The organism is Paraburkholderia sp. GAS334 (genome assembly GCF_050436625.1).
Taxonomy (GTDB): Bacteria; Pseudomonadota; Gammaproteobacteria; order Burkholderiales; family Burkholderiaceae; genus Paraburkholderia.
Map to the genome: position 1 here is coordinate 1 of NZ_JBNDMO010000084.1, position 2,580 is coordinate 2,580.

General features: G+C 63.2%; 3 protein-coding genes. 1 reads left to right on the forward strand and 2 read right to left on the reverse strand.

Annotated elements, in window-relative coordinates:
* Window positions 1–192: 192 nt before the first annotated feature.
* Together P3T21_RS38265 and imuA are read right to left on the reverse strand one after the other, a co-directional pair.
* Complete coding sequence (locus P3T21_RS38265) at window positions 193–1,659, reverse strand: Y-family DNA polymerase (protein WP_429261033.1); 1,467 nt, start codon at window positions 1,657–1,659, stop codon at window positions 193–195.
* Entirely contained in the window at window positions 1,589–2,299 is a 711-nt protein-coding gene (gene imuA / locus P3T21_RS38270) for a translesion DNA synthesis-associated protein ImuA (RefSeq protein WP_429261034.1), read from the reverse strand. Before imuA ends, P3T21_RS38265 begins: the two co-directional genes overlap by 71 nt.
* Window positions 2,300–2,365: 66 nt before the next feature.
* Here imuA and P3T21_RS38275 point away from each other — a divergent pair.
* The coding region (locus P3T21_RS38275; RefSeq protein WP_429261035.1) for a transposase at window positions 2,366–2,580 on the forward strand (215 nt) is incomplete at its 3' end.

Sequence of the window (2,580 nt, forward strand, 5' to 3'; positions counted from 1 at the left end):
CGCCCGTACTGCAGACGTGATGCGGACGGATGTCCGTTCGGAATTGGAAAGCGGCCGTTGCCAACACGGTGACCCGAATGACGGCTCGGGGTCGAACGGCGTCGGCCGCTGCCGCGACTCATCGTTGGTCACGGCCGAGCGAATCGACAGTAACGCTATGTTGCCGCTTAGATCGCCGTAGGCACTGAACATTCAGCCGAAAAGGCCGTGCAAATACCACCGGGCTTCATCGTCATCTCGACTTCCAACGCGCTCGCGATAAATCCAGTAACAGATTGCATCCTCCGATTCCGCGACGAAATAGTCGCGCGTAACAATGTCGCCGTCGAACCAGCCAGCCTCGACGCGCTCGCCGGACGAAACCATGCGCAGCGGTGTACCGTAGAAAGGGCGATGTCCGCGCATCAGCAGTTTCGCCGGCGTCTCCAGCAACCAGACTGACCGCGGCGAATCCGACGGCGGCGCAGTCCATTTCGCGGGATCATTCAACGGCACCCAACGCGCGGCAATCTCCGGCCGATGATCGGCAGCTGGGGCAGGTCGCAGTACGTTTTCAGCGCCAAGGCGGGCTGTCAGCAGTTCGAGCAGTCGATTGTGATCCGCCGGCGAGCCACCCGGCTCAGGGAACAGTTCGGCGGAGAGCGGAGCAGCGTCCTCGACATCGCTGGCGTCGATCGCGAGGCCGATGACTGGCGCGACAAGTTCGACGCGGCCCAGACGTTCCTTCAACAGGCGAACCAGATGTTCTTCCTTCCACGTTGGCTCGCCGAGCGCAATTTCAATCTTCGTTGGATCCACTGCGGATCGGCCGCGTTCGTGTTCCAGCATGACGACGAGCTTTCTTACTGCGAGTTGCTGATTCACAAGCCACCCGACCAGTTGCACGATTACGCGGCGCGCTGCGAAAAGGCAGGCCTCCGCATGCTCGATCCGGTCCGGCATCTCGATTCGCGCCGTGAACGTCGGTGGCAGCTGCAACCACTCGTGCGCTTCGGGCGAGACGCCGATGGCCCGGTCGACGAGATCGAGCAATGCGGTGCCACAGCGTTTGTTCAACCCCGGGCGCGGCAGTCGCTGTAACTGCCCGACAGTCTCACATCCGATTCCCGACAACCATTCACCATAGCGTCTCGCCGGCGGCAGTTGCGTGACGGGCATTGGCGCGAGAGAGCGCGCGAATGAACGTGCCGACAGTGCCCGGCCGCCGCCATTCTGCGCAAGCAACCATGCCCCCTGGCCCGTGGGCGCGATGCCGAACGTTCCCGTCACGCCAACAGCGTCCGCGACACCCCGGCACGCGCGGAGCAATGCCCGCACCCCGCCAAAGAGACGAAGACTGGCCGACACGTCGACGAGCACCGTGTTTTCTTCAGCCACCACGACTTGCGGCGAGAACTGCATCAATCCTGTGGCCAGCGCGACCAGCGTGTCCTGCTCGCGGGACGCGTCGCGCTCGCGCAACTCTGCGTGGGGCGCCAGCGTAAGCACGCCTCCCCGACGCATTCCACGGCGCACGCCCGCGTCGCGCGCGATAGCGTCCAGTTCGACCACCTTGTCGCGCTCGAGGATCGCAACGCCGTCGGCCGACTCATGCGACCACTTCGGCCGGAACACTTCGAGGCACAACGATGGGAGATGCGCGCCGATCCACAATTGCATGCCGGTTTTGATTCAGGATGGGTGAGGGCGCGAGCGGCACGAACAGCGGTTCGTCGCGTTTCGGGCCGCGGCGTTTCACGAAGTCAATGTTGACGCCGCCGCGCGCGGGTCGAAGGGTCAGTCGTAGCGGCGCCGGCGAGGAATCTGCCGCCGCCGCGAGCGGCCGCACCATCACGAAAAACATGTCCGTGGTCTGGGCCGCCAGATGCAATCGCCGCAGTGCTTCTGCCCGGACATGGGTCTGCCAGAAGAGGAGTGCAGCGCAGGTGCCCGCGCGCAGAACCTGCTCGGCACACCAGAGCGCGTCGGCTGTCGTCATGGGGCGCAGCACCGTGAGATTTTCGCCAGTCACGCCCCACCATCCGAACGCGCCAATCTGGAGGCGATGAGGCGGCTGGATCAAAATGACCGGTCGCTTGTCGCTCATGGCCAGCGCAGGCTTCAGGAGCCGCAGTTCGCCGCACCCGGCCTGTTGTACGAGCAAGTCGGTGAGGACCCCGACCGGCCAGCCGCCGCCGGGCAATTCGGCTGCCATCGCTTCGCTTCCGCACGGAATCACCCGCGTTCCCCCTGAAGCGAGTTGGGAGCCGCGCCAGAGCATCGGATGGAGATCTTCGAGGGGAAGCCTCGCCGCATTCATACACACCTCAATACTGTATAAATATAAGGGCTATCCTGTTAGCACCAACTCGGCCATGATTGCAGGATGAAAGAAACCCTGCACATGCCTACTGCCGGCGAAGACTATCCTCGAACATGGACCCAGTTTGAGGAATGGTTTGCCACCGAAGACGACTGTCTCCAATACATCGAGCGGCTGCGATGTCGAGACGGATTTGAATGTCCTCGCTGCGGATACCGGCACGAACCTTACCGTGGCAGCCGTTCCCGACTGATCTGCCGATCGTGCCATCTTCAATG

Coding starts and splice junctions, on each gene's coding strand:
- P3T21_RS38265 (WP_429261033.1), bottom strand. CDS start 1,659: ATGCAATTGTGGATCGGCGCGCATCTCCCATCGTTGTGCCTCGAAGTG.
- imuA (WP_429261034.1), bottom strand. CDS start 2,299: ATGAATGCGGCGAGGCTTCCCCTCGAAGATCTCCATCCGATGCTCTGG.